This window comes from Pseudomonas sp. GW821-FHT07F05, from assembly GCF_059418765.1.
In genome coordinates, this window is the sequence record NZ_JBWKQL010000002.1 from 279,206 (window position 1) to 301,741 (window position 22,536).

The window sequence follows — 22,536 nt, forward strand, 5'->3', positions numbered from 1 at the left end:
TGCCGCTTGAAGCTTGCCGCCTGGAGCTCCCCCCCATGAACCTCTCCGGGCCCTTCATCAAACGCCCCGTAGCGACCATGCTCCTGAGCCTGGCGATCATGCTGCTGGGCGGGATGAGCTTCGGTCTGCTGCCGGTGTCGCCGCTGCCGAACATGGATTTTCCTGTGATCGTGGTCAGCGCCTCGCTGCCCGGCGCCAGTCCGGAAATCATGGCGTCCAGCGTGGCGACGCCGCTGGAGCGCTCCCTCGGGGTGATTGCCGGGGTTAACACCATGAGCAGCCGTTCGAGTCAGGGCTCGACGCGGATCATTCTGCAGTTCGACATGGACCGCGACATCAACGGTGCTGCGCGGGAAGTGCAGGCGGCCATCAACGCCGCACGCAACCTGCTGCCCAGCGGGATGCGCAGCATGCCGACCTACAAGAAGGTCAACCCGTCCCAGGCGCCGATCATGGTGCTGTCGCTGACCTCCGACGTGCTGGAGAAGGGCGAGCTGTACGACATGGCGTCGACGATCCTGTCCCAGAGCCTGTCCCAGGTGAACGGCGTCGGCGAGGTGCAGATCGGCGGCAGTTCGCTGCCTGCCGTGCGCGTTGAGCTGGAGCCAAAATTGCTGTCCCAGTACGGCGTGTCGCTGGATGAAGTGCGCACGACCATCTCCAATTCCAACGTGCGCCGGCCAAAAGGCTCGGTGGAGAGCAGCGAGCACAACTGGCAGGTGCAGGCCAACGACCAGCTGGAGAAGGCCAAGGATTACGAATCGCTGATCATCCATTACGCCAACGGCGCGGCGTTGCGTCTCAAGGATGTGGCCAAGGTCAAGGATTCGGTGGAAGACCGCTACAACAGCGGCTTCTTCAATGACAAAGCCGCGGTGCTGCTGGTGATCAACCGCCAGGCCGGCGCCAACATCATCGAAACCGTGGCGGCGATCAAGGCCCAATTGCCGGCGTTGCAGGCGGTGCTCCCGGCCAGCGTCAAGCTTGACCTGGCCATGGACCGCTCGCCGGTGATCAAGGCCACGCTGCACGAAGCGGAAATGACGCTGCTGATTGCCGTGGTGCTGGTGATTCTGGTGGTGTTCCTGTTCCTGGGGAATTTCCGCGCGTCGCTGATCCCGACTCTCGCGGTGCCGGTGTCGCTGGTCGGCACCTTCGCGATCATGTACCTGTACGGTTTCTCGCTGAACAACCTGTCGCTGATGGCGTTGATTCTCGCCACCGGGCTGGTGGTCGACGATGCCATCGTGGTGCTGGAAAACATCTCCCGGCACATCGACGAAGGTGTGCCGCCCATGGAAGCGGCCTACCTGGGCGCCAAGGAGGTGGGCTTCACCCTGCTGTCGATGAACGTCTCGCTGGTGGCGGTGTTTGTCTCGATCCTGTTTATGGGCGGGCTGGTGGAGAGCCTGTTCCGCGAGTTTTCCATCACGTTGTCGGTGTCCATCGTCGTCTCGCTGGTGGTCTCGCTGACCCTGACGCCGATGCTCTGCGCGCGCTGGCTCAAGCCCCACGTGCCGGGCACGGAAAATCGCTTGCAGCGCTGGAGCCAGCGGGTCAACGACCGCATGGTCGCCAGCTACGACCGCAGCCTGCGCTGGGTGCTGCGTCATCGGCGCCTGACCCTGCTGACGCTGCTGTTGACCATCGTCGGCAACATCGCGTTGTACGTCGTGGTGCCAAAGACCTTTCTGCCGCAGCAGGACACCGGTCAGCTGATGGGTTTTGTGCGCGGCGACGACGGCCTGTCCTTCTCGGTGATGCAGCCGAAGATGGACACGTTCCGCTCGGCGATCCTCAAGGACCCGGCCGTGGAAAGCGTCGCGGGCTTCATCGGCGGCAATGGCGGCACCGGCAACGCGTTCATCATCGTGCGCCTGAAGCCGATCAAGGAGCGCAATATCGGCGCCATGGAAGTGGTCGAGCGACTGCGCAAGGAAATGCCGCTGGTGCCGGGCGGGCGCCTGTTCCTGCAACCCGATCAGGACCTGCAACTGGGCGGCGGCCGCGAGCAGACCACTTCGCAATACCAGTACATCCTGCAAAGCGGCGACCTGGAAACCCTGCGCCTGTGGTACCCGAAGATCGTCGCCGCCCTCAAGTCGCTCAAGGAGCTGACCGCCATCGACGCCAACGACGGCGGCGGCACCCAGCAGGTGACATTGATCGTCGACCGCGATGCGGCCAAGCGTTTGGGCATCGACATGAACATGGTCACCACGGTGCTGAACAACGCCTACAGCCAGCGTCAGGTGTCGACCATCTATGACCCGCTGAACCAGTATCAGGTGGTCATGGAGGTCAACCCGAAATACGCCCTCGACCCGACCACCCTGGAGCAGGTCCAGGTGATCACGGCCAATGGTGCACGGGTGCCGCTGTCGACCATCGCCCGTTACGAGCGCAGTCTGGAAGACGACCGGGTCAGCCACGACAGCCAGTTCGCCTCGGAAAACATCTCCTTCGACCTGGCCGATGGCGTCACCCTCGATCAGGCAAATGCGGCCATCGAGCGCGCCGTCGCCGCGGTGGGCCTGCCCGAGGACGTGATCGCCAAGATGGCCGGGACGTCCGACGCCTTTGCCGCCACCCAGAAGAGCCAGCCGTGGATGATTCTCGGCGCGCTGGTGGCGGTGTACCTGGTGCTGGGCATCCTTTACGAAAGCTATATTCACCCGCTGACCATCCTCTCGACGCTGCCCTCCGCAGGCGTCGGCGCGCTGCTGAGCATCTACCTCACCGGCGGGCAATTCAGCCTGATCTCGTTGTTGGGGCTGTTCCTGCTGATCGGCGTGGTGAAGAAGAACGCGATCCTGATGATCGACCTCGCCTTGCAGCTCGAACGCCAAGGCGGCATGACCCCGGTGGAATCGATTCGCAATGCCTGCCTGCAGCGTCTGCGGCCGATTCTGATGACCACGCTGGCGGCGATCCTCGGCGCCGTGCCGTTATTGCTGAGCAGTGCCGAAGGCGCGGAAATGCGCCGGCCGCTGGGCCTGACCATCATCGGCGGCCTGATCCTCAGTCAGATCCTCACGCTGTACACCACGCCCGTGGTTTACCTTTATCTCGACCGTCTGCGCCATCGTTTCAACACGTGGCGCGGGGTGCAGACGGATGCTGCCCTGGACACTCCGCTATGAACGACTCGATGAAAGCCCCTGGCCCACAGCGGACGTTGCCGTTTCCCAGGACGTTCGGCGTCGCCCTTTGTGCGCTGCTGCTCAGTGCCTGTGCCGTCGGCCCGGATTACAAAACGCCGGACATGCCGACCCCGGCGCACTTCAAGCAGGCCGTAGGCTGGACCCAGGCCAACCCGAGCGATGCGATGGCCCGCGGCGCATGGTGGGAAATCTACGGCGACGCCCAGCTCAACGCGCTGGTGGAAAAACTCAACACGTCCAACCAGACCGTGGCGCAATACGAGGCCCAATACCGGCAGGCCGCCGCTCTGGTGCGCAGTGCGCGGGGCGCGTTCTTCCCGACGCTGGACCTGACCACCAGCAAGAACCGCTCGAGCCAGGGCACCGGCAGCAGCAGTTCGAGCCTGAGCAGTTCCAGCAGTGGCATTCGTGACACCTACAACGCGCAGCTGGGCGTCAGTTGGGAAGCCGACGTGTGGGGCAAACTGCGCCGCGGCCTGGAGGCCGACAAGGCCAGCGCCCAGGCGAGCCTCGCCGATCTGGCGTCGATGCGCCTGAGCCTGCAATCGCAACTGGTGCAGAGCTATCTGCAACTGCGGGTGATCGACGAGCAGAAGCGCTTGCTCGAAGCGACCGTTGACGCCTATCAGCGCTCGCTGACCATGACCCAGAACCAGTACCGCGCCGGGATTTCCGGCCGCGACGCCACCGCCCAGGCACAGACGCAGCTCAAGAGCACCCAGGCCGACCTGATCGACCTGCAATGGCAGCGTGCCCAGTTCGAGAACGCGATCGCCGTGCTGATGGGCCAGGCGCCAGCGGATTTCAGCCTCGCGGCGACCACCTCGATTCCGGCGGTACCGCAGATCCCGGCGCAGCTGCCGTCACAGTTGCTTGAACGCCGCCCTGATATTGCCGCCGCCGAGCGTTCGGTCATGACCGCCAACGCCAATATCGGCGTGGCCAAGGCCGCCTATTACCCGGACCTGACCCTGAGCATGAGCGGCGGTTACAGCAGCAGCACCGTCAGCAACTGGATTTCCCTGCCCAATCGTTTCTGGTCGGTGGGCCCGCAACTGGCGATGACCCTGTTCGACGGCGGTCAGCGCGCTGCCGAAGTAGACCGCACCGAAGCGGTCTACGACCAGACCGTCGCCCAGTACCGCCAGACCGTGCTCGACGGCTTCAAGGAAGTCGAGGACTACATGGCCCAGCTGCGCGTCTATGAGGAGGAAGCCGGGGTGCGCGACGAGGCGCTGCAATCGGCGCGTGATTCTCTGCGTCTGACCAACAACCAGTACAAGGCCGGGCTGATTGGCTACCTGGACGTGGTCAACGTGCAGACCACCGCGCTGAGCAACGAACGCAGCGTGCTGAACGTGCTGGAAAGCCGGTTGGTCGCCAGCGCCCAGTTGATTGCGGCATTGGGTGGCGGCTGGGACGCCGCGAGTGGACTGAGACCGGGCGCGGAAGTTTCCGATCGTTGATTACAGCTAAATAGCGATGTGCCATCTTTGCGACGGAGTGACGGGACTTTTACGGGAATTTCGGTACAATCGCCGCCGAATTGATCAGGGCTGAAAGGCCGCACTCCGTTGAGCTAAGGGCCAGCCCATGTTGATCGGCCATTACACCTATTCGCTGGTTCTGATTTCAGTTCTGGTTGCGATTCTCGCGTCTTATACGACCCTTGATCTGGCCGGGCGCATTGCTTCGGCCAGCGGTCGGGCAAGGATGTTGTGGGTGTGCGGCGGCGCGCTGTCCATGGGTGTCGGCGTTTGGTCCATGCATTTCATCGGCATGCTGGCGTTCATGCTGCCGATCCCGCTGGCGTACGACATCCCGCTGACACTCCTCTCGCTGCTGATCACCATCTTTTCTTCGGGTTTCGCGCTGTGGCTGGTCAGTCACGACCGCGTACCGCTGTCGAACATCGTGCTTGGGGCCTTCGTCATGGGCCTGGGCAGCAGCGCCATGCATTACACCGGCATGGCGGCGATGCGCATGCAGCCGGGCATCGACTACGACCCCGGCTTGTTCGGCCTGTCGTTGGTGATTGCCGTCACTGCATCCGCCGCCGCGCTGAGCATCGCCGTGCGGCTGCGCAAGGAAACCCCCTATGTGCGCCTGGCCCGGGGCGGCGCTGCGGTGGTCATGGGCTTTGCCATCCTCGGTATGCACTACACCGCAATGACCGCCGCCAACTTCCCGGTCGGCAGTTTCTGTGGTGCGCTGCCCACCGGCTTGCACACCGACGGTCTGGACAAGCTGGTATTGATCACCAGTCTGACGGTGCTGGGCATTACCTTGCTGACGTCGGTGCTTGATGCGCGCATGGCGGCGCGCACCGCCCAATTGTCGGCGTCGCTCAAGGAAGCCAACCGCGAGCTGACCCAACTGGCCCTGCACGACAACCTCACCGGACTGCCCAACCGCATCCTGCTGGCGGATCGCATCGATCAGGCCATGCGCAAGGTCGACGCCCAGGGCGGCATGTTCGCCCTGATGTTTCTGGATCTGGACGGCTTCAAACCGGTGAACGACGCGTTCGGTCACCACGTCGGCGATCAACTGTTGCGCGCGGTGGCTGTGCGCATGCGGGAAAACTTCCATCGCCACGACACCCTGGCGCGCATCGGCGGCGACGAGTTCGTGCTGCTGGTCGAGCTCGACGATGGCGAAGAGGCGGTCAGCGTGGCCTCGCGTCAGGTTTCCCTGGTGAGCCAGCCGTTCAGCGTGCAGGAACATGATCTGCAGGTGACGGTGAGCATCGGCATCAGCCTGTACCCTGGCAACGGCCGCACCCAGCAGGAACTGCTGATGAACGCCGACGCCGCCATGTACCACGCCAAGAATGCCGGCAAGAACGGCTACAGCTTTTTCGATGCGTCGATGAACACCAACGCGCGCAATCAGCTGCAGCTGTTGCAGGACCTGCGCCTTGCGCTGCGTAAAGGGCAGTTCTGCCTGCATTACCAGCCGAAATTCTCCGCCGGTACCCAGGAGCCCATCGGCGCCGAAGCGCTGGTGCGCTGGAATCACCCGCAGCTCGGGTTGCTGATGCCGGACAAATTCATTGGCCTTGCCGAAAAAACCGGCCTGATCATCCCCATTGGCGAGTGGGTGCTGCACGAGGCCTGCCGGCAGATGAAGCGCTGGTACGACAGCGGCTTTACCCACTGGCGCATTGCGGTGAACCTGTCGGCGTTGCAGTTCAGCCATGTCGGGCTGGTCGAGACCGTCGCGCACGCGCTGGCCACCCACGGTCTGCCGGCCAACTGCCTGACCCTGGAAATCACCGAAACCACTGCCATGAGCGACGCCGATGCGAGCATGACCGTGCTGCAGAAGCTCTCGGACATGCACGTCGACCTGTCCATCGACGACTTCGGCACCGGCTATTCCAGCCTGATGTACCTCAAACGCCTGCCGGCCAACGAATTGAAGATCGACCGCGGTTTCGTCCGCGATCTGGAGCACGACAGCGACGACGCGGCCATTGTGTCGGCCATCGTCGCGCTGGGCCAGGCGCTGAACCTGCGCATCGTCGCCGAGGGTGTCGAGACCGCCAGCCAGCAGAAATTCCTCACGCGCCTTGGTTGCGACTCGCTGCAGGGTTACCTGCTGGGTTATCCGCTGCCGGCCGAGCGGTTCATGGCAGACATCGAAGCCGCGCGGCGTCGTGTCAGCGAAATCACGGATTGAGTGTTAATGCCCACCCCACCTCCACGCATTGATCGAACGGGAACATTTATGGATAAAAATCTCCTCATCACCGGCGGCTCCCGGGGTATCGGCGCCGCCACGGCGGTTCTGGCAGCAGCGCAGGGTTATCGCGTGTGCATCAACTATCTGTCCGATCACGCCTCCGCCGAGCGGCTGTGCGGGCAGATTCGCGAGACGGGCGGTCATGCCATCGCGGTGCAGGCCGATGTCAGCAACGAAGACGAGATCATTCGTCTGTTTGCGCGGATCGATTCGGAGATGGGGCGCATCACCGCGCTGGTCAACAACGCCGGCACGGTGGGCGAGGCGTCGCGGCTGGACACCATGTCGGAGTTTCGGCTGCTGAAGATCATGATGAGCAACGTGGTCGGGCCGATGCTGTGCAGCAAGCACGCACTGCTGCGCATGTTGCCCCGCCACGGCGGGCGCGGCGGCAGCATCGTCAATGTGTCGTCCGTCGCCGCACGGCTCGGATCACCCGGTGAGTACGTCGACTACGCGGCATCCAAAGGCGCGCTGGACACCTTCACCGTCGGGCTGGCCAAGGAAGTGGCGGGCGAGGGCGTGCGGGTCAATGCCGTGCGCCCCGGTTACATCTTCACCGAATTCCACGCCCTGAGCGGTGACCCCCATCGCGTCAGTAAGCTGGAACCGACCATCCCCATGGGCCGTGGCGGACTGGCCGATGAAGTGGCGGAAGCGATCCTGTGGCTACTGTCCGACAAGGCCTCGTATTCGACGGGCTCGTTCATTGATCTGGGCGGCGGGCGCTGACGGCTCTGCGGCATATCCAAAGCCGGCTAACCCATCATCGAGCGAATGATCTTTCCCAGCGTCTCCATCGCCCTTTCAGCCGTCTCACCCCACGGGCTGCCGTAGTTCAGGCGGATGAAATGCTTGAACCGCCGCGTTGGCGAGAACATCGGGCCGGGGGCGATGCTGATGCCCTGGGCGAGGGCGGCCTGAAACACTTTCAGTGAATCGATCTGTTCCGGCAGCTCAACCCACAGGAAGTACCCGCCGGTGGGCTGGCTGACGCGGGTCTGCGCCGGAAAGTACCGGGCGATGGCGCCGAGCATCGCGCGCTGCTGATCTTCCAGGCTGTGGCGCAGCTTGCGCAGGTGGCGGTCGTAACCGCCATGTTGCAGGTAATCGGCGATGGCGGCCTGGGCCGGCATCGAGGCGCACAGTGAGGTCATGATCTTCAGCCGCTCGACCTTTTGCGCATAACGTCCCGCAGCGACCCAGCCCACCCGATAACCGGGCGCCAGGCTCTTGGCGAAGGAGCCGCAATGCAGCACCAGCCCTTCAGTGTCAAATGCCTTCGCCGGTTTCGGCGCGTGCTGGCCGTAATACAACTCGGCGTAGACGTCATCCTCGATCAGCGGCACTTCATGCGTGCGCAGCAATTCCACCAGTTCCCGTTTGCGCGCTTCAGGCACCGTCGCGCCGGTGGGATTTTGAAAACTGGTCATGCTCCAGCAGGCCCGGATCGGGTAGCGCTCGAGCGCCTGTTCAAGCACCGCCAGGTCAATGCCCTGTTGCGGGTGCACCGGAATTTCCACCGCCTTGAGCTTCAGCCGTTCGAGCACCTGCAGGCAGGCGTAGAACGCCGGCGCCTCGATGGCCACCAGATCGCCGGGCTCGGTCACCGCTTGCAGGCACAGATTCAGCGCTTCGAGGGCGCCGTTGGTGATCAGCAGCTCGTCCATGGGCAGCATTTGCCCGGCGACCATGTACCGCAGCGCGATTTGTCGGCGCAGGGCCGGATTGCCGGGCGACAGGTCGCTGACCACCATGCGCGGGTCCATGTCGCGGGTTGCGCTGGCGAGGGAACGGGCCAGGCGCTGCAACGGGAACAGCCCGGCGCTGGGGAAGGCGGAACCGAAGGGTACGGTGTTCGGGTCCTTGATGGACTCCAGCACCGAGAACACCAGATCGCTGACGTCGACTTCGGTGGACTCGCTTACCTGTGGCGCCGGGCGCGCATCGTGCTCTGAAACCTCACCGCCCAGACCCTGCAGGCGGACACTGTCGTTGACGAAGTAGCCGGAGCGCGGGCGTGCCCGGATCAGGCCTCGACGTTCCAGCAAGTAGTACGCCTGGAACACCGTAGACGGGCTGATGCCGTGGGTCTGGCTGGCGTAGCGCACTGAAGGCACCCGTTGCCCTGCAGCCAGCACCCCGGACCGGATCAGCTCGGCAATGTCGTCGGCAAACTTTTCGTAGCGCTTCATGGCGGGCTCGTGCTGAGTGGCTTCTGAGGTGCAGCCGCCATACACAAGCGACTGGGGCAGGGTGGAGGACCCGGCTGCAGGAGCGCAATATGCCCTCGGCCGGCGGATTAGTACAGATGCAGATCGGCTGACAACCACCGGATCAGGCGCATCTCTTCGGTATCCACCTCCCGCACTCTCGCCCAGCCCTGCGGTCCATACCGCACTGACGTTAACCAAAGGGAATGCGCTGATGAATGCCTGGTGGGAAGAAGTGGTGGACACACTGCAGGCCGAGTTCTCTGATATCACCGATGCCGGGCAGATCACCCGCGTGACCATACGCCTGGTCATCGCGGCGCTGCTGGGCGGGATTCTGGGTTTCGAGCGGGAACACAAGGGCAAGGCGGCCGGGGTTCGAACGCACATGCTGGTGTGCATGGGGGCCGCGCTGTTTGTGCTGGTGCCGCGCATGGCCGGTGCCGACGACGCTGCTTTGAGCCGGGTGGTGCAGGGCATTGTGGCGGGGATCGGCTTTCTCGGCGCCGGGACCATCCTCAAGGGTGATGCGCTCAATGCCACTCAGGTGAAAGGCCTGACCACGGCGGCCGGTTTGTGGATGACCGCGGCCATTGGTATCGCGGCCGGGATGGGCAGGGAGATGACGGCAGTCTTGAGTACGGTGCTGGCACTGGGCATCTTTAGCCTGATGCCCATGATCGTCAGGCGGGTTGAGTCGGCGGAAGAACGTGCACACGACCCTGCCCGCAGGACGGGTGGCGATGCACAGGAGCCTTAGTCCGGCGGTTATTCAGGGGTATTGAAGGTGTGACGCTCGATTAATAGTGGGACCGGCTTTAGCCGGGAAGAGGCCAGTTGGCGCACCCTCAACATAGCGGCTAGCCATCTAGAAGCTTCCCGGCTAGAGCCGGTCCCACAACACCGCGTCGGGTCAAGAAATCACTCAGGAAACGTGTCATCCAGAATCGCCGGTGGCTCGCCGCTTGGCGGGTCACCCACCGGCGGTTCGATCACCGGAGGCATCAGCGGGGAAGGTGGCTCCTCGGGCTTGGGCACCGGCAGCTCGGGGTCGTCGATGTTCGGATCGGGCGTTTCTGCGGGAACGGGAATACTCATGGTCTTCGCTTCCTTGGGTTCGTCGAGAGGACGTGTCAGGTGACGTTGCAGCACACCCGTCAGCACGCACACATGTCGACCGCAGCGCCCTGGCAATGATTCACTCAATCCGCCTGGATACCCCGTTACGCCGGAGCCCATGGCCTGCCATTATCCCTGGGGTGACTTGATCAAACGTCATGCAAGCTGTTTGAACTTTTGCCCGAGGCTGGCGTTCGGAACCTATGCTGCCACGTCCGGATGCGTTGATCCCGTGGCTCTCTCTTATGTTATGGACAAAGACGCTGAAGCAATGGGCGCCCCACGGTGGGCGTCCCTGGGCGTGAGGAGTGATGCTCGATGAATGATACTGCTGATCAGCCGTACGGCCCGGATTCCCTGGCCAACGATGTTCTCCACTCTATCCACCCTATCCCCCTGACCCAAGCCTTGCAGCTGCCGCGGATCGTGATCGAGGACACCCAGCCGGTGATCGATAATGGTCAGCTGGCGGCCAAGGCCGTTGTCGGTCAGCCGGTCACGGTCACCAGCAAAATCTACGCGGACGGCCACGACAAGATGGCCGTACGTATCGTCTACCGGGCCATCGACGATGAAGAATGGCAATCGGTGCCCATGCGCGAGCTGGGCAATGACAGCTGGACCGGCGAATTCACCCCGCCGACCTTCACCCGCTACGTCTATCGCCTTGAAGCCTGGATCGATCAGTTCGGCAGCTACCGCTACGAGCTGGAAAAGAAATACGCCGCTGGGGTGACAATTGATCTGGAGCTGGAAGAAGGACGTCTGCACCTGGTGCACGCCGCCGAGCGCAGCAAGCTGGAAGTACGTGGGCAACTCGACACCTTGATCACGCGCTTCGGCGAAGCGACTGAAAACGAGGCCAAGGTGGCGCTGCTGCTGAGCAGTGACGCCGCCAGCGTCATGGCCAAGGCCGACAACCACGCGTTCTTGAGCCGCAGCCTGGAATTCCCGCTGGACGTCGAACGAGAGCTGGCCCAGTTCGCCAGTTGGTACGAACTGTTTCCACGTTCGATCACCGACGACAAAAAGCGTCACGGCACCTTCAAGGACGTCCACTCGCGCCTGCCGATGATCCGCGACATGGGCTTCGACGTGCTGTACTTCCCGCCGATCCACCCGATCGGTCGCGCTCACCGCAAAGGCCCGAACAACTCCCTCACCGCAGGGCCCGATGATGTGGGCAGCCCGTACGCCATCGGCAGCGAGGACGGAGGCCACGACGCTATCCACCCGCAACTGGGTACCCGCGAGGACTTCCGCGAGCTGGTCGCCGCGGCAGCCGAGCATGGCCTGGAAATCGCCCTCGATTTCGCCATCCAGTGCTCCCAGGACCACTTGTGGCTCAAGGAACACCCGGGCTGGTTCTCGTGGCGTCCGGACGGCACCATTCGTTACGCGGAAAACCCGCCGAAGAAATACCAGGACATCGTCAACGTCGATTTCTATGCGCCGGACGCGATTCCTGGCCTGTGGACCGAGCTGCGTGACGTGATCCTTGGCTGGGTGAAGGAGGGCGTGAAGATCTTCCGCGTCGACAACCCGCACACCAAGCCGCTGCCGTTCTGGCAATGGATGATTGCCGACGTGCGCAGTAAGCACCCTGAAGTCATGTTCCTCGCCGAGGCGTTCACCAAACCGGCGATGATGGCGCGCCTGGGCAAGGTCGGTTATTCCCAGAGCTACACCTATTTCACCTGGCGCAACACCAAGGCCGAGCTGAGCGAGTACTTCACTCAGCTCAACGAGTCGCCATGGCGCGAGTGCTACCGCCCGAATTTCTTCGTCAACACGCCGGACATCAACCCGCCGTTCCTGCATGACTCAGGTCGTCCGGGCTTCCTGATCCGCGCGGCGCTGGCGACCATGGGGTCGGGCCTGTGGGGTATGTATTCAGGCTTCGAGCTGTGTGAATCGGCGCCCGTACCAGGCAAAGAGGAATATCTGGACTCGGAGAAGTACGAGATCCGTCCCCGCGATTTTACCGCGCCCGGCAACATCATTGCCGAGATCGCTCAGCTCAACCGCATCCGTCGCCAGAACCCGGCGCTGCAGACGCACCTCGGCCTGAAGATCTACGCCGCGTACAACGACAATATCCTGTACTTCGGCAAGCGCACGGCGGATGGCAGCAATTTCATTCTGGTCGCCGTGAACCTCGATCCGCGCAACGTGCAGGAAGCGACGTTCGAGCTGCCGCTGTGGGAAATGGGCCTGCCGGACGATGCCGCCACCCTGGGCGAAGACTTGATGACCGGGCATTCCTGGACCTGGTATGGCAAGTACCAGTTCATGCGCCTGGACCCTTCGTACCAGCCGTTCGGTATCTGGCGCATCAAAGCCACAAACCAATAATTCAAAGGATGTGGTCATGGCAAAGAAACCCCGCAACGCTGCCTTTATCGAAGACCCGCTCTGGTACAAGGATGCGGTGATTTACCAGGTCCACGTGAAGTCGTTTTTCGATTCCAACGACGATGGCATCGGTGACTTCCCCGGCCTGATCGCCAAGCTCGACTACATTGCCCAGCTGGGCGTCAACACCATCTGGCTGCTGCCGTTCTACCCGTCGCCACGCCGCGACGATGGCTATGACATTTCCGAGTACCGGGGCGTGCACAGCGACTACGGCACCATGGCCGATGCGAAGAAGTTCATCGCCGAGGCGCACAATCGTGGCTTGCGGGTGATCACCGAGCTGGTCATCAACCACACTTCGGACCAGCACGCATGGTTCCAGCGCGCGCGGCATGCCAAGAAGGGCTCCAAAGCGCGGGATTTCTACGTCTGGTCCGATGACCCGCAGAAGTACGACGGCACCCGGATCATCTTTCTCGACACCGAGAAGTCCAACTGGACCTGGGATCCGGTCGCGGAGCAGTACTTCTGGCACCGTTTCTATTCCCACCAGCCGGACCTGAACTTCGACAACCCGCAGGTCATGAAGGCGGTGATCGAGGTCATGCGCTACTGGCTGGACATGGGCATCGACGGCCTGCGTCTGGACGCGATCCCGTACCTGATCGAGCGTGACGGCACCAACAATGAAAACCTGCCGGAGACCCATCAGGTCCTCAAGCAGATCCGTGCCGAAATCGACGCCAACTACCCCGACCGCATGCTGCTGGCCGAAGCCAACCAGTGGCCGGAAGACACCCAGCTGTACTTCGGTGACCGCAAGGGCAAGGACGGCGACGAATGCCACATGGCGTTTCACTTCCCGCTGATGCCGCGCATGTACATGGCGGTGGCTCAGGAAGACCGTTTCCCGATCACCGACATCCTGCGCCAGACACCGGAAATTCCGGAGAACTGCCAGTGGGCGATCTTTCTGCGCAACCACGATGAACTGACGCTGGAAATGGTCACTGACCGCGAGCGTGACTACCTGTGGAATTACTACGCCTCGGACCGTCGCGCGCGAATCAACCTGGGCATTCGTCGTCGCCTGGCGCCGTTGCTGGAACGTGACCGCCGCCGCGTTGAACTGCTCAACAGCATGCTGCTGTCCATGCCCGGCACGCCGACCCTGTACTACGGCGACGAAATCGGCATGGGCGACAACATTTACCTCGGCGACCGCGACGGTGTGCGCACGCCGATGCAGTGGTCCATCGACCGTAACGGCGGCTTTTCCCGCGCCAACCCGGCGAGCCTGGTGCTGCCGCCGATCATGGACCCGCTATACGGTTATCAGTCGGTCAACGTCGAAGCGCAGGATCACGACCCGCACTCGCTGCTGAACTGGACCCGGCGCATGCTCGCCGTGCGCAGGCAGCAGAAAGCCTTTGGCCGCGGCACCCTGAAAATGCTCTCGCCGAGCAACCGCCGCATCCTGGCCTATACCCGTGAATACACCGGGCCGGACGGCAAGACCGAAATCATCCTCTGCGTCGCCAACGTTTCGGCCGCCTCTCAAGCCGCCGAACTTGAACTGGCGCCATATGCCGGGACTGTTCCGGTCGAGATGCTCGGTGGTAGCGCCTTCCCACCTATTGGCCAGCTCAATTACCTGCTGACGTTGCCGCCGTACGGCTTCTACTGGTTCTTGCTGGCCGCGGAGAATCAAATGCCCAGCTGGCACGTTGAACCGGCTCAAAGCATGCCGGACTTCCCGACCCTGGTGCTCAAGCAGCGCCTGGAAGAATTGCTCGAAGAACCTCTGCGCCAGACCATGGAGCAGCAGTCGCTGTCGGTCTATCTGCCGAAACGCCGCTGGTTCGCCGGCAAAGGCACGGCGATCGACAGCATCCACATCGCCTACGCCGTGCGCTTCGGCTCCACGGTGCGGCCGGCGTTGCTGAGCGAAATCGAAGTCACCTCCGGCGGCGAAACGGTGCGCTACCAGTTGCCGTTCGGCCTGTTGCCCGAAGACGACATCAGCAGCGCCTTGCCGCAACAGTTGGCCCTGTCCCGCGTGCGTCGTGGTCGTCAGGTCGGCTTGATCACCGATGCATTCACCCTCGAGCCGTTCATTCGCAACGTCATCAAAGGCATGCAGGACAACACCGTGCTGGCGACGCCGGACGGTGAGCTGCAGTTCCAGAGCACGTCGCAACTGGCGCCGCTGGGCCTGAACGAAGACGCCGAGGTGCGTTACCTCTCGGCCGAACAGTCCAACAGCTCGGTGGTGGTCGGCAAGAAGCTGGTGCTGAAAATGATTCGCCGTGTCGCGGCCGGTACTCACCCCGAGCTGGAAATGGGCGCCTACCTCACCGAAGCCGGCTACCCGCACATCTCGCCGCTGTTGGGCGCAGTCGTGCGCGTCGACGGGCAGGGCGAGAAAAACCTGCTGATGATCGCTCAGGGTTACCTGAGCAATCAGGGCGATGCGTGGGAATGGACGCAGAACAACCTCGAACGCGCCGTGCGTGATCACATGGCCCACGGTCAGTCGGCGCTGGAGCAGCAAGCCAATGCTCTGATCGAACTGAAAGACTTCGCCGGCTTGTTGGGCCAGCGTCTGGGCGAGATGCACGTGATCCTCGGCGCCCCGACGGATAACCCGGACTTCAAGACCGAAGTCACCAGCGTCAAGGACAGCGAGGCCTCGGCGAAGAGCGTGTCGGCGCAGATCGAGCGCGCCTTGCAGCTGCTTGAACAGCATCGTGACTCCCTGGAGGCCCAGGATCAGCAGCTCATCACTGAACTGCTGGGCAAACGCAAAGCGCTGCTGGCCCAGGTCAAAACCCTGGCGAAGCAGTCAGTCGGCGGCCTGAGAATGCGGGTGCACGGCGACCTGCACCTCGGCCAGATGCTGGTGGTCAAGGGCGATGCCTACCTGATCGACTTCGAAGGCGAGCCGGCGCGTCCGCTGCAGGAACGTCGGGCCAAATACAGCCCGTTCAAAGATGTCAGCGGCGTACTGCGCTCGTTCGACTACGCTGCGGCGATGGCCCTGCGCAACGCGCAAAGTGCCGACACGTCGGTGCAGGCTGAAACCGCCCGCCAGCAAGTGGCCGAGACGTATTTGAGGCAGGCGCGCGAGGCCTTCCTCGACGGCTATCGCAAGGCCACCGTCGAAGTGGGTCACGACTGGAAAGATGCCAAGGGTGAAGCGGCCGCGCTGGCGCTGTTCACCCTGGAAAAAGCCGCTTATGAAGTGGCCTACGAGGCCGAGAATCGGCCGACATGGTTGTCGGTTCCGCTTCAAGGCTTGCGCGGGCTTCTCGACCTGTCTGATGGAGAATGAAAATGAGTGCCTCTGACCAATTCGGTAACGGCAACCACGCAATATTGCCCAGCGCCGTCGACCTGGACGCGCTGATCCGCGCGGAGCACCGCGACCCGTTCTCGATGCTTGGCCCCCACAGCGATGGCGCTGAAGGCCAGGTGATCCGCGCCTATCTGCCCAATGCCCTGGCCGTGCGCGTGCTCTCGCGCGACGGCGAACGTGACCTCGGCGAGCTGAGCATGTCCGACAAACCGGGCTTCTTTGCCGGCCACTTTGCGGTTCGCGAACCCTATCTGCTGAAAATCTCGTGGGCCACCGGCGAGCAAATCACCGAAGACCCTTATAGCTTTGGCGAGCAGTTGGGCGAAATGGACTTGTACCTCTTCGCCGAGGGCAACCACCGCGACCTGAGCAGCGCTCTGGGCGCACAGGTCAAGAATGTCGATGGCGTCGACGGCGTGCGTTTCTCGGTATGGGCACCGAATGCCCGCCGAGTGTCCGTGGTGGGCGATTTCAATAGCTGGGATGGCCGTCGTCACCCGATGCGCCTGCGTCATCCGACCGGCGTGTGGGAAATTTTCATCCCGCGCATCGGCCCGGGCGAAGCGTACAAGTACGAAATCCTCGGCCAGCACGGCGTTCTGCCGCTGAAAGCTGACCCGATGGCCCTGGCCACCCAGCTGCCGCCGGCAACCGCGTCGAAAGTCGCTGCACCGCTGACGTTCGAGTGGCAGGACCAGGACTGGATGCAGTCCCGGGGCGAAAAGCATGACATTCATCAGCCGCTGTCGATCTACGAGCTGCACGCCGGCTCGTGGCAGTGGCACCACGGCGGCGATGACGAGCCGGATCGCCCGTACGACTGGCGCGAGCTGGCTGAAAACCTGATTCCTTACATCAAGGACCTGGGTTTCACCCACATCGAATTGATGCCGATCATGGAGCACCCGTTCGGCGGCTCATGGGGTTATCAGGTGTTGTCGCAGTTCGCACCGAGCGCGCGCTACGGCACACCGGAAGACTTCGCCGCCTTCGTGGATGCCTGCCACCGTAACGACATCGGCGTGATTCTTGATTGGGTGCCGGCACACTTTCCGACAGATGCACACGGTCTGGCCCAATTCGACGGGACTGCACTGTACGAATACGCCAACCCCCATGAAGGTTTCCATCAGGACTGGAACACCCTGATCTACAACCTGGGTCGCACCGAAGTCCACGGTTTCATGATTGCCTCCGGTATCCATTGGCTGAAGAACTTCCACGTCGATGCGCTGCGCGTGGATGCGGTGGCGTCAATGCTGTATCGCGACTATTCCCGCAACGCCGGCGAATGGGTCCCGAACCGTTACGGCGGCCGCGAAAACCTGGAAGCCATCGACTTCCTGCGCCACTTGAACGACGTGGTCGCGATCGAAGCGCCGGGCGCGCTGGTCATTGCCGAGGAATCGACGTCCTGGCCGGGCGTTTCGCAGCCCACCCAACAGGGCGGTCTGGGCTTTTCGTACAAGTGGAACATGGGCTGGATGCACGACACGCTCAAGTACATCGAGCAGGACCCGATCCATCGCCAGCATCACCACTCTCAGTTGAGTTTTGGCCTGGTCTATGCCTGGTCCGAGCGGTTCGTGCTGCCGATTTCCCACGATGAAGTGGTGCACGGCAAGCATTCCTTGATCGACAAGATGCCTGGCGACCGCTGGCAGAAATTCGCCAACCTGCGCGCGTACCTGTCGTTCATGTGGACCCACCCGGGCAAGAAGTTGCTGTTCATGGGCTGCGAGTTTGCCCAGTGGCGCGAGTGGAACCACGACACCGAACTGGACTGGCATTTCCTGCAGTACGCCGAGCACAAGGGCGTGCACTCGCTGGTCAGCGACCTGAACCGCCTGTACCGGACGGAAAAGGCGTTGTACGAGCAGGACTGCCAGCCACAGGGTTTCCAGTGGGTAATCGGTGACGACGCCGGTAACAGCGTCTATGCCTACCTGCGCTGGAGCAAGGAGGGCGAGCCGTTGCTGGTGGTCGCCAACCTGACACCGGTGCCGCGCGAAGGCTATCGTGTCGGCGTGCCGTTCAGCGGCAAGTGGGCCGAGCTGTTCAACAGCGACGCGGGGATCTATGTCGGTTCCAACTTCGGCAACGGCGGTGGCGTGCGCACCGACGACATCAAGAGCCATGGCCAGGCGTTCTCGCTGCCCTTGAACCTGCCACCGCTGGGTGTGGTGATCCTCAAGCCGACCGTGGAGCAGCTGCAGCACGAGGGTTGATTTCCTCCGCCACACTGTTGTGAACCTGTGGGAGCGAGCGTGCTCGCGAATAGCGTTCTATCAGTCGACCTGATCGCCTGATGAAGCATTCGCCAGCGGGCTCGCTCCCACAGTCGTTTCTGCCCTGCCGACAAAGGTTGTGGGACCTTTCCCGGACGAATGTCATCCCTCGTCACTGAACCTGACATCTTTTGAATGGTCTGTTGACCACTGCGCGCGCAGTACGCTGGGGCCACGGCCTTCGCGTCCGGCTGAATTTCGCCCGCGCCAGATGCCTATTCCAGCAGTTGCAGCGCGTTGTTCGTCGCTGTCCGACCAGGCGTGATTCCCTTGCATGCGGCCCGCCCACCGGCCTTCTTTTCAATTTGTCGAAGATTATCCATGCCAATTTCTCCCTCCGATGTTTCCTTTCGCTTTACCCCTGTGCCGGGCGTTCGACGCCGTTTGCTCAACGCCGGCCTGCTGACCTCGCTGTTGTCCGTTGCCGTTGCCAGCCCGTTGGTCCACGCCGAAACGCAGAGCAAGGACCGCTGGGTCAGCGACACCCTCAGCACCTACGTGCGCAGTGGCCCCACCGACGGCTATCGCATCGTCGGCACGCTGAAATCCGGTCAGAAGGTCGAGCTGATCAACACCCAGGGCGACTACAGCCAGGTGCGCGGCAGCGCCGGCGACAACGTCTGGATTCCCACCGCTGACCTGCAGGAAGTGCCGGGGCAGGCGGAGCGCTTGCCGCAACTGACGCAGAAAGCCGCGGATCTCAGCGCGCAACTGAAAACCATCGACGACGACTGGAAGACCAAGGTTCAGGGCATGCAGGAAACCCTCGAGTCGCGCAAGAAACTGGTCGACGAGCTTGAGGCCCGCACCAAGGACCTGAACGCGCAGTTGGCCAGCGCCCAGTCCGACTTGCGCACCACCCAGGCGAAACTGGGTGACGAGAACAATCAGGTGCTGATGCGCTACATGGTCTACGGCGGCAGCATCGCTGGCGCGGGCCTGTTGCTGGGCCTGATCCTCCCGTCCCTGACCAAGGGCCGCAAGCGCAACGATCGCTGGTTCTGAAGCAGACTCAGCGCTGTCCTGCATCTACGCGCACCGCGCCCGGCATTCACCCTGCCGGGTTTTCAACGCTCACTGGCAACTTTCCCCCCATGCGCTAGTTTAGTGCGGGGCACTCTCTGCCCATGCTGTCCCCCCATCACAAGAAAAAGAGAAACCGCCCATGAAGTTCGAACCCTTCGCCCAGTCCCTCGTTGCGACGGCGCTGATCCTAGGTCTGTCCTGCGCTCACGCCGCTTCCGTGGCCCCGGCTGCCGCTGAAAACGGCATGGTCGTCACCGCACAACACCTGGCCACCCACGTGGGCGTTGACGTGCTCAAGTCGGGCGGCAACGCAGTCGATGCGGCCGTTGCCGTGGGCTATGCGCTGGCCGTGGTCTATCCCGCCGCCGGCAACCTGGGCGGGGGCGGTTTCATGACCATCCAGCTGGCAGACGGGCGCAAGACCTTCCTCGACTTCCGCGAAAAAGCGCCGCTGGCGGCCACCGCCAACATGTACCTGGACAAGGACGGCAACGTCGTGCCGGACCTGAGTTCCAAGGGTCACCTGGCCGTCGGCGTGCCCGGCACGGTGTCCGGGATGGAAATGGCGCTGAGCAAATACGGCACCAAAAAACGCGCCGAAGTCATTGCGCCGGCGATCAAGCTCGCTGAAAACGGCTTCGCCTTGGAGCAGGGAGACGTTGACCTGCTTGGCACCGCCACCGACGAGTTCAAGGCCGACGCCAAAGACCTCGGCACGATCTTCCTGAACAAGGGCCAGCCGCTCCAAGTCGGCGATACCCTGGTGCAGAAAGACCTCGCCAAAACCCTCAAGGAAATCTCCGCCAAAGGCAGCGACGCTTTCTACAAGGGCTGGGTGGCCAAGGCCATCGTCGATTCCAGCCAGGCGGGGAAGGGCATCATCACCCAGGCGGATCTCGACAAATACGCGACCCGCGAACTGGCGCCGATCGAGTGTGATTACCGCGGCTACCACGTGGTCTCGGCGCCGCCACCTAGCTCCGGCGGGGTGGTCATCTGCGAGATCATGAACATCCTCGAAGGCTACCCGATGCAGGAATTGGGTTATCACTCCGCCCAGGGCCTGCATTACCAGATCGAAGCCATGCGTCACGCCTACGTCGACCGCAACAGCTACCTGGGCGACCCGGACTTCGTCAAGAACCCGATCAGCCATCTGCTCGACCGCGACTACGCCGCCAAGCTGCGCGCCGCCATCGAACCGCAGAAAGCCGGGATCTCCCAGAACATCAAACCCGGCGTCGCGCCCCACGAAGGCAACAACACCACGCACTATTCCATCGTCGACAAATGGGGCAACGCGGTGTCCGTCACCTACACCCTCAACGACTGGTTCGGCGCAGGGGTGATGGCGAGCAGCACCGGCGTGATCCTCAACGACGAGATGGACGACTTCACCTCCAAGGTCGGCGTGCCGAACATGTACGGCCTGATACAAGGCGAAGCCAACGCCATCGCCCCGGGCAAGTCGCCGCTGTCGTCGATGAGCCCGACCATCGTCACCAAGGACGGCAAAACCGTCATGGTCGTCGGCACCCCAGGGGGCAGCCGTATCATCACCGCCACCTTGCTGACCATGCTCAACGTCATCGACTACGGCATGAACATCCAGGAAGCGGTCGATGCGCCTCGCTTCCACCAGCAGTGGATGCCGGAAACCACCAACCTGGAAACCTTCGCCGTCAGCCCCGACACCCAAAAGATCCTGGAAAGCTGGGGCCACAAATTCGCCGGCCCCCAGGACGCCAATCATCTGGCTGCCATTCTCGTTGGCGCGCCTTCGCTCGGTGGGAAGCCAGTGGGTAATAACCGTTTCTACGGCGCCAACGATCCGCGTCGCAGCACGGGGTTGTCGCTCGGTTATTGATCTGCGCGACAGCCGAGTCACCGGACGGGGCAGGGTGCTCATGGCCGGTGACGAGGCATTGTGGTGGTTTCGGGCCGCACCCTGCGCGTGATTTTGGTTGCACGCAGGACACCTTGAAGTGTTATGTTATAACTCGCTTTTTACAGGCCTGACATGGGCCTGTCGGTTATCGCGCTTCGAGAGTCCACTGCGTATGCAAACCCTGTCTGTCCCTCTGCAATCTCCCGCCACGTCCATCGCCCACCCCGGCCGCCTGCAATCGATCGATGCCCTGCGTGGGCTGATCATCATCTTCATGTTGCTGGACCACGTGCGCGAGACGTTCTTTCTGCACCACCAGGTCAGCGACCCGATGGATGTCGCTCACACCAGCGTCGATCTGTTCATCAGCCGCACCCTCGCGCATTTCTGCGCACCGCTTTTCGTGTTCCTGACCGGGCTTTCCGCCTGGCTGTACGGTGAACGGCATGCGGGCAAGGGCGCGGTGGCGGGCTTTCTGTTCAAGCGGGGGCTGGTGTTGATCGTGCTGGAACTGACGCTGGTGAATTTCGCCTGGACGTTCCAGTTTCCACCGACGGTGATTTACCTGCAGGTCATCTGGGCAATTGGCCTGAGCATGATTGCGCTGTCGGCGATGGTGGTATTGCCGCGCGGTGTGCTGGCGGCGCTGGGGCTGGCGATCATCGCCGGGCATAATCTGCTGGACAACGTGCATTTTGCCGTGGGCTCGGCGATGCACATTCCGTGGGCGATTCTGCATGACCGCGGCTGGATCGAGGTCGGCGACAGTGTGCGCTTGCGCACCTCGTACCCACTGCTGCCGTGGATCGGCGTGATTGCCGTGGGCTACGCCGCGGGGCCGTGGTTTGGCCGCGACGCGAATGCGGAGAAGCGCGAGATCCACCTGATCGCCTGGGGTTTTGGCGCACTGACGCTGTTTCTCGCCCTGCGCGGCATCAACGGCTATGGGGAGAAGCCGTGGGTGGAGGGTGACACCACGGCCCACACGCTGATGAGCGTCCTCAACGTCACCAAATACCCGCCGTCGTTGCTGTTCATCAGCCTGACCCTGGGCGTCGGCTTGCTGGTGCTGGCTTGGCTGGAGCGGCAGCAGGGAAGGCCATGGCTGCGACCGCTGGTGACTTTTGGCGCCGCGCCGATGTTTTTCTATCTGCTGCACTTGTATGTGCTGAAGCTACTGTATGTCGGCGCGGTCGCGATCTGGGGTACGACCCAAGGCCAATACTTCGGCTTCACCTCGGTACTCGGCCTGTGGGGTTGCGCCGCGGTGCTCACTGTCGTGCTGTTGCCGGCAGTGAGCGGGTTCGCGGCGCTCAAGGCGCGACGCCGGGACATCGCCTGGCTGAAATACTTCTAAGCACGGCCATGCAGGACC

General features: G+C 62.8%; 13 protein-coding genes. 11 read left to right on the top strand and 2 right to left on the bottom strand.

The genetic code is table 11. The features are described from left to right. Positions 1-35: 35 nt before the first annotated feature. From AC07RO_RS05470 to AC07RO_RS05485, 4 genes are all read left to right on the top strand, one after another. Complete coding sequence (locus tag AC07RO_RS05470; RefSeq protein ID WP_495085476.1) at positions 36-3,143, top strand: efflux RND transporter permease subunit; 3,108 nt, start codon at positions 36-38, stop codon at positions 3,141-3,143. A gap of 8 nt (positions 3,144-3,151) precedes the next feature. Continuing rightward, the gene (locus AC07RO_RS05475; RefSeq protein ID WP_495085745.1) at positions 3,152-4,630 is read left to right on the top strand and encodes an efflux transporter outer membrane subunit; all 1,479 of its coding nucleotides are present in this window, start codon (positions 3,152-3,154) and stop codon (positions 4,628-4,630) included. A gap of 127 nt (positions 4,631-4,757) precedes the next feature. Then, positions 4,758-6,848, top strand: a complete 2,091-nt coding sequence (locus AC07RO_RS05480; protein ID WP_495085477.1) for a putative bifunctional diguanylate cyclase/phosphodiesterase — start codon at positions 4,758-4,760, stop codon at positions 6,846-6,848. Positions 6,849-6,896: 48 nt separating this feature from the next. Next, positions 6,897-7,643: an SDR family oxidoreductase gene (locus AC07RO_RS05485; RefSeq protein ID WP_192173896.1), complete on the top strand. Its 747-nt coding sequence runs from the start codon at positions 6,897-6,899 to the stop codon at positions 7,641-7,643. 26 nt (positions 7,644-7,669) lie between these two features. Here AC07RO_RS05485 and mapR read toward each other — a convergent pair whose 3' ends face one another. Further along, entirely contained in the window at positions 7,670-9,106 is a 1,437-nt protein-coding gene (gene mapR, locus AC07RO_RS05490; RefSeq protein ID WP_495085478.1) for a GntR family transcriptional regulator MpaR, read from the bottom strand. A gap of 232 nt (positions 9,107-9,338) precedes the next feature. Here mapR and AC07RO_RS05495 point away from each other — a divergent pair, with 232 nt between their 5' ends. Beyond that, positions 9,339-9,884 (top strand): MgtC/SapB family protein, encoded by a 546-nt coding sequence (locus AC07RO_RS05495; RefSeq protein ID WP_192173894.1) that lies wholly within the window; start codon positions 9,339-9,341, stop codon positions 9,882-9,884. A 161-nt stretch (positions 9,885-10,045) separates the two neighbouring features. On the opposite strand, the gene AC07RO_RS05500 is transcribed toward AC07RO_RS05495, so the two are convergent. Continuing rightward, on the bottom strand, positions 10,046-10,222 hold the full coding sequence (locus AC07RO_RS05500) for a hypothetical protein (RefSeq protein WP_163022162.1): 177 nt from the start codon (positions 10,220-10,222) through the stop codon (positions 10,046-10,048). A gap of 339 nt (positions 10,223-10,561) precedes the next feature. Between AC07RO_RS05500 and AC07RO_RS05505 the strand changes: the two genes are divergently transcribed. From AC07RO_RS05505 to AC07RO_RS05530, 6 genes are all read left to right on the top strand, one after another. After that, positions 10,562-12,598, top strand: a complete 2,037-nt coding sequence (locus AC07RO_RS05505; RefSeq protein ID WP_346630383.1) for an alpha-1,4-glucan--maltose-1-phosphate maltosyltransferase — start codon at positions 10,562-10,564, stop codon at positions 12,596-12,598. Between the two features lie 16 nt (positions 12,599-12,614). Continuing rightward, complete coding sequence (gene treS / locus AC07RO_RS05510; protein ID WP_346625997.1) at positions 12,615-15,935, top strand: maltose alpha-D-glucosyltransferase; 3,321 nt, start codon at positions 12,615-12,617, stop codon at positions 15,933-15,935. A gap of 2 nt (positions 15,936-15,937) precedes the next feature. Beyond that, a complete protein-coding gene (gene glgB / locus AC07RO_RS05515) occupies positions 15,938-18,187 on the top strand; it encodes a 1,4-alpha-glucan branching protein GlgB (RefSeq protein ID WP_495085479.1) in 2,250 nt (749 codons plus the stop codon). A gap of 381 nt (positions 18,188-18,568) precedes the next feature. Then, positions 18,569-19,252, top strand: coding sequence for a TIGR04211 family SH3 domain-containing protein (locus AC07RO_RS05520; protein WP_423571351.1), 684 nt, complete (start codon positions 18,569-18,571; stop codon positions 19,250-19,252). Between the two features lie 160 nt (positions 19,253-19,412). Next, entirely contained in the window at positions 19,413-21,140 is a 1,728-nt protein-coding gene (gene ggt / locus AC07RO_RS05525; protein ID WP_495085480.1) for a gamma-glutamyltransferase, read from the top strand. A gap of 193 nt (positions 21,141-21,333) precedes the next feature. After that, positions 21,334-22,518 (top strand): acetyltransferase domain-containing protein, encoded by a 1,185-nt coding sequence (locus AC07RO_RS05530; RefSeq protein ID WP_495085481.1) that lies wholly within the window; start codon positions 21,334-21,336, stop codon positions 22,516-22,518. Positions 22,519-22,536: the final 18 nt, after the last annotated feature.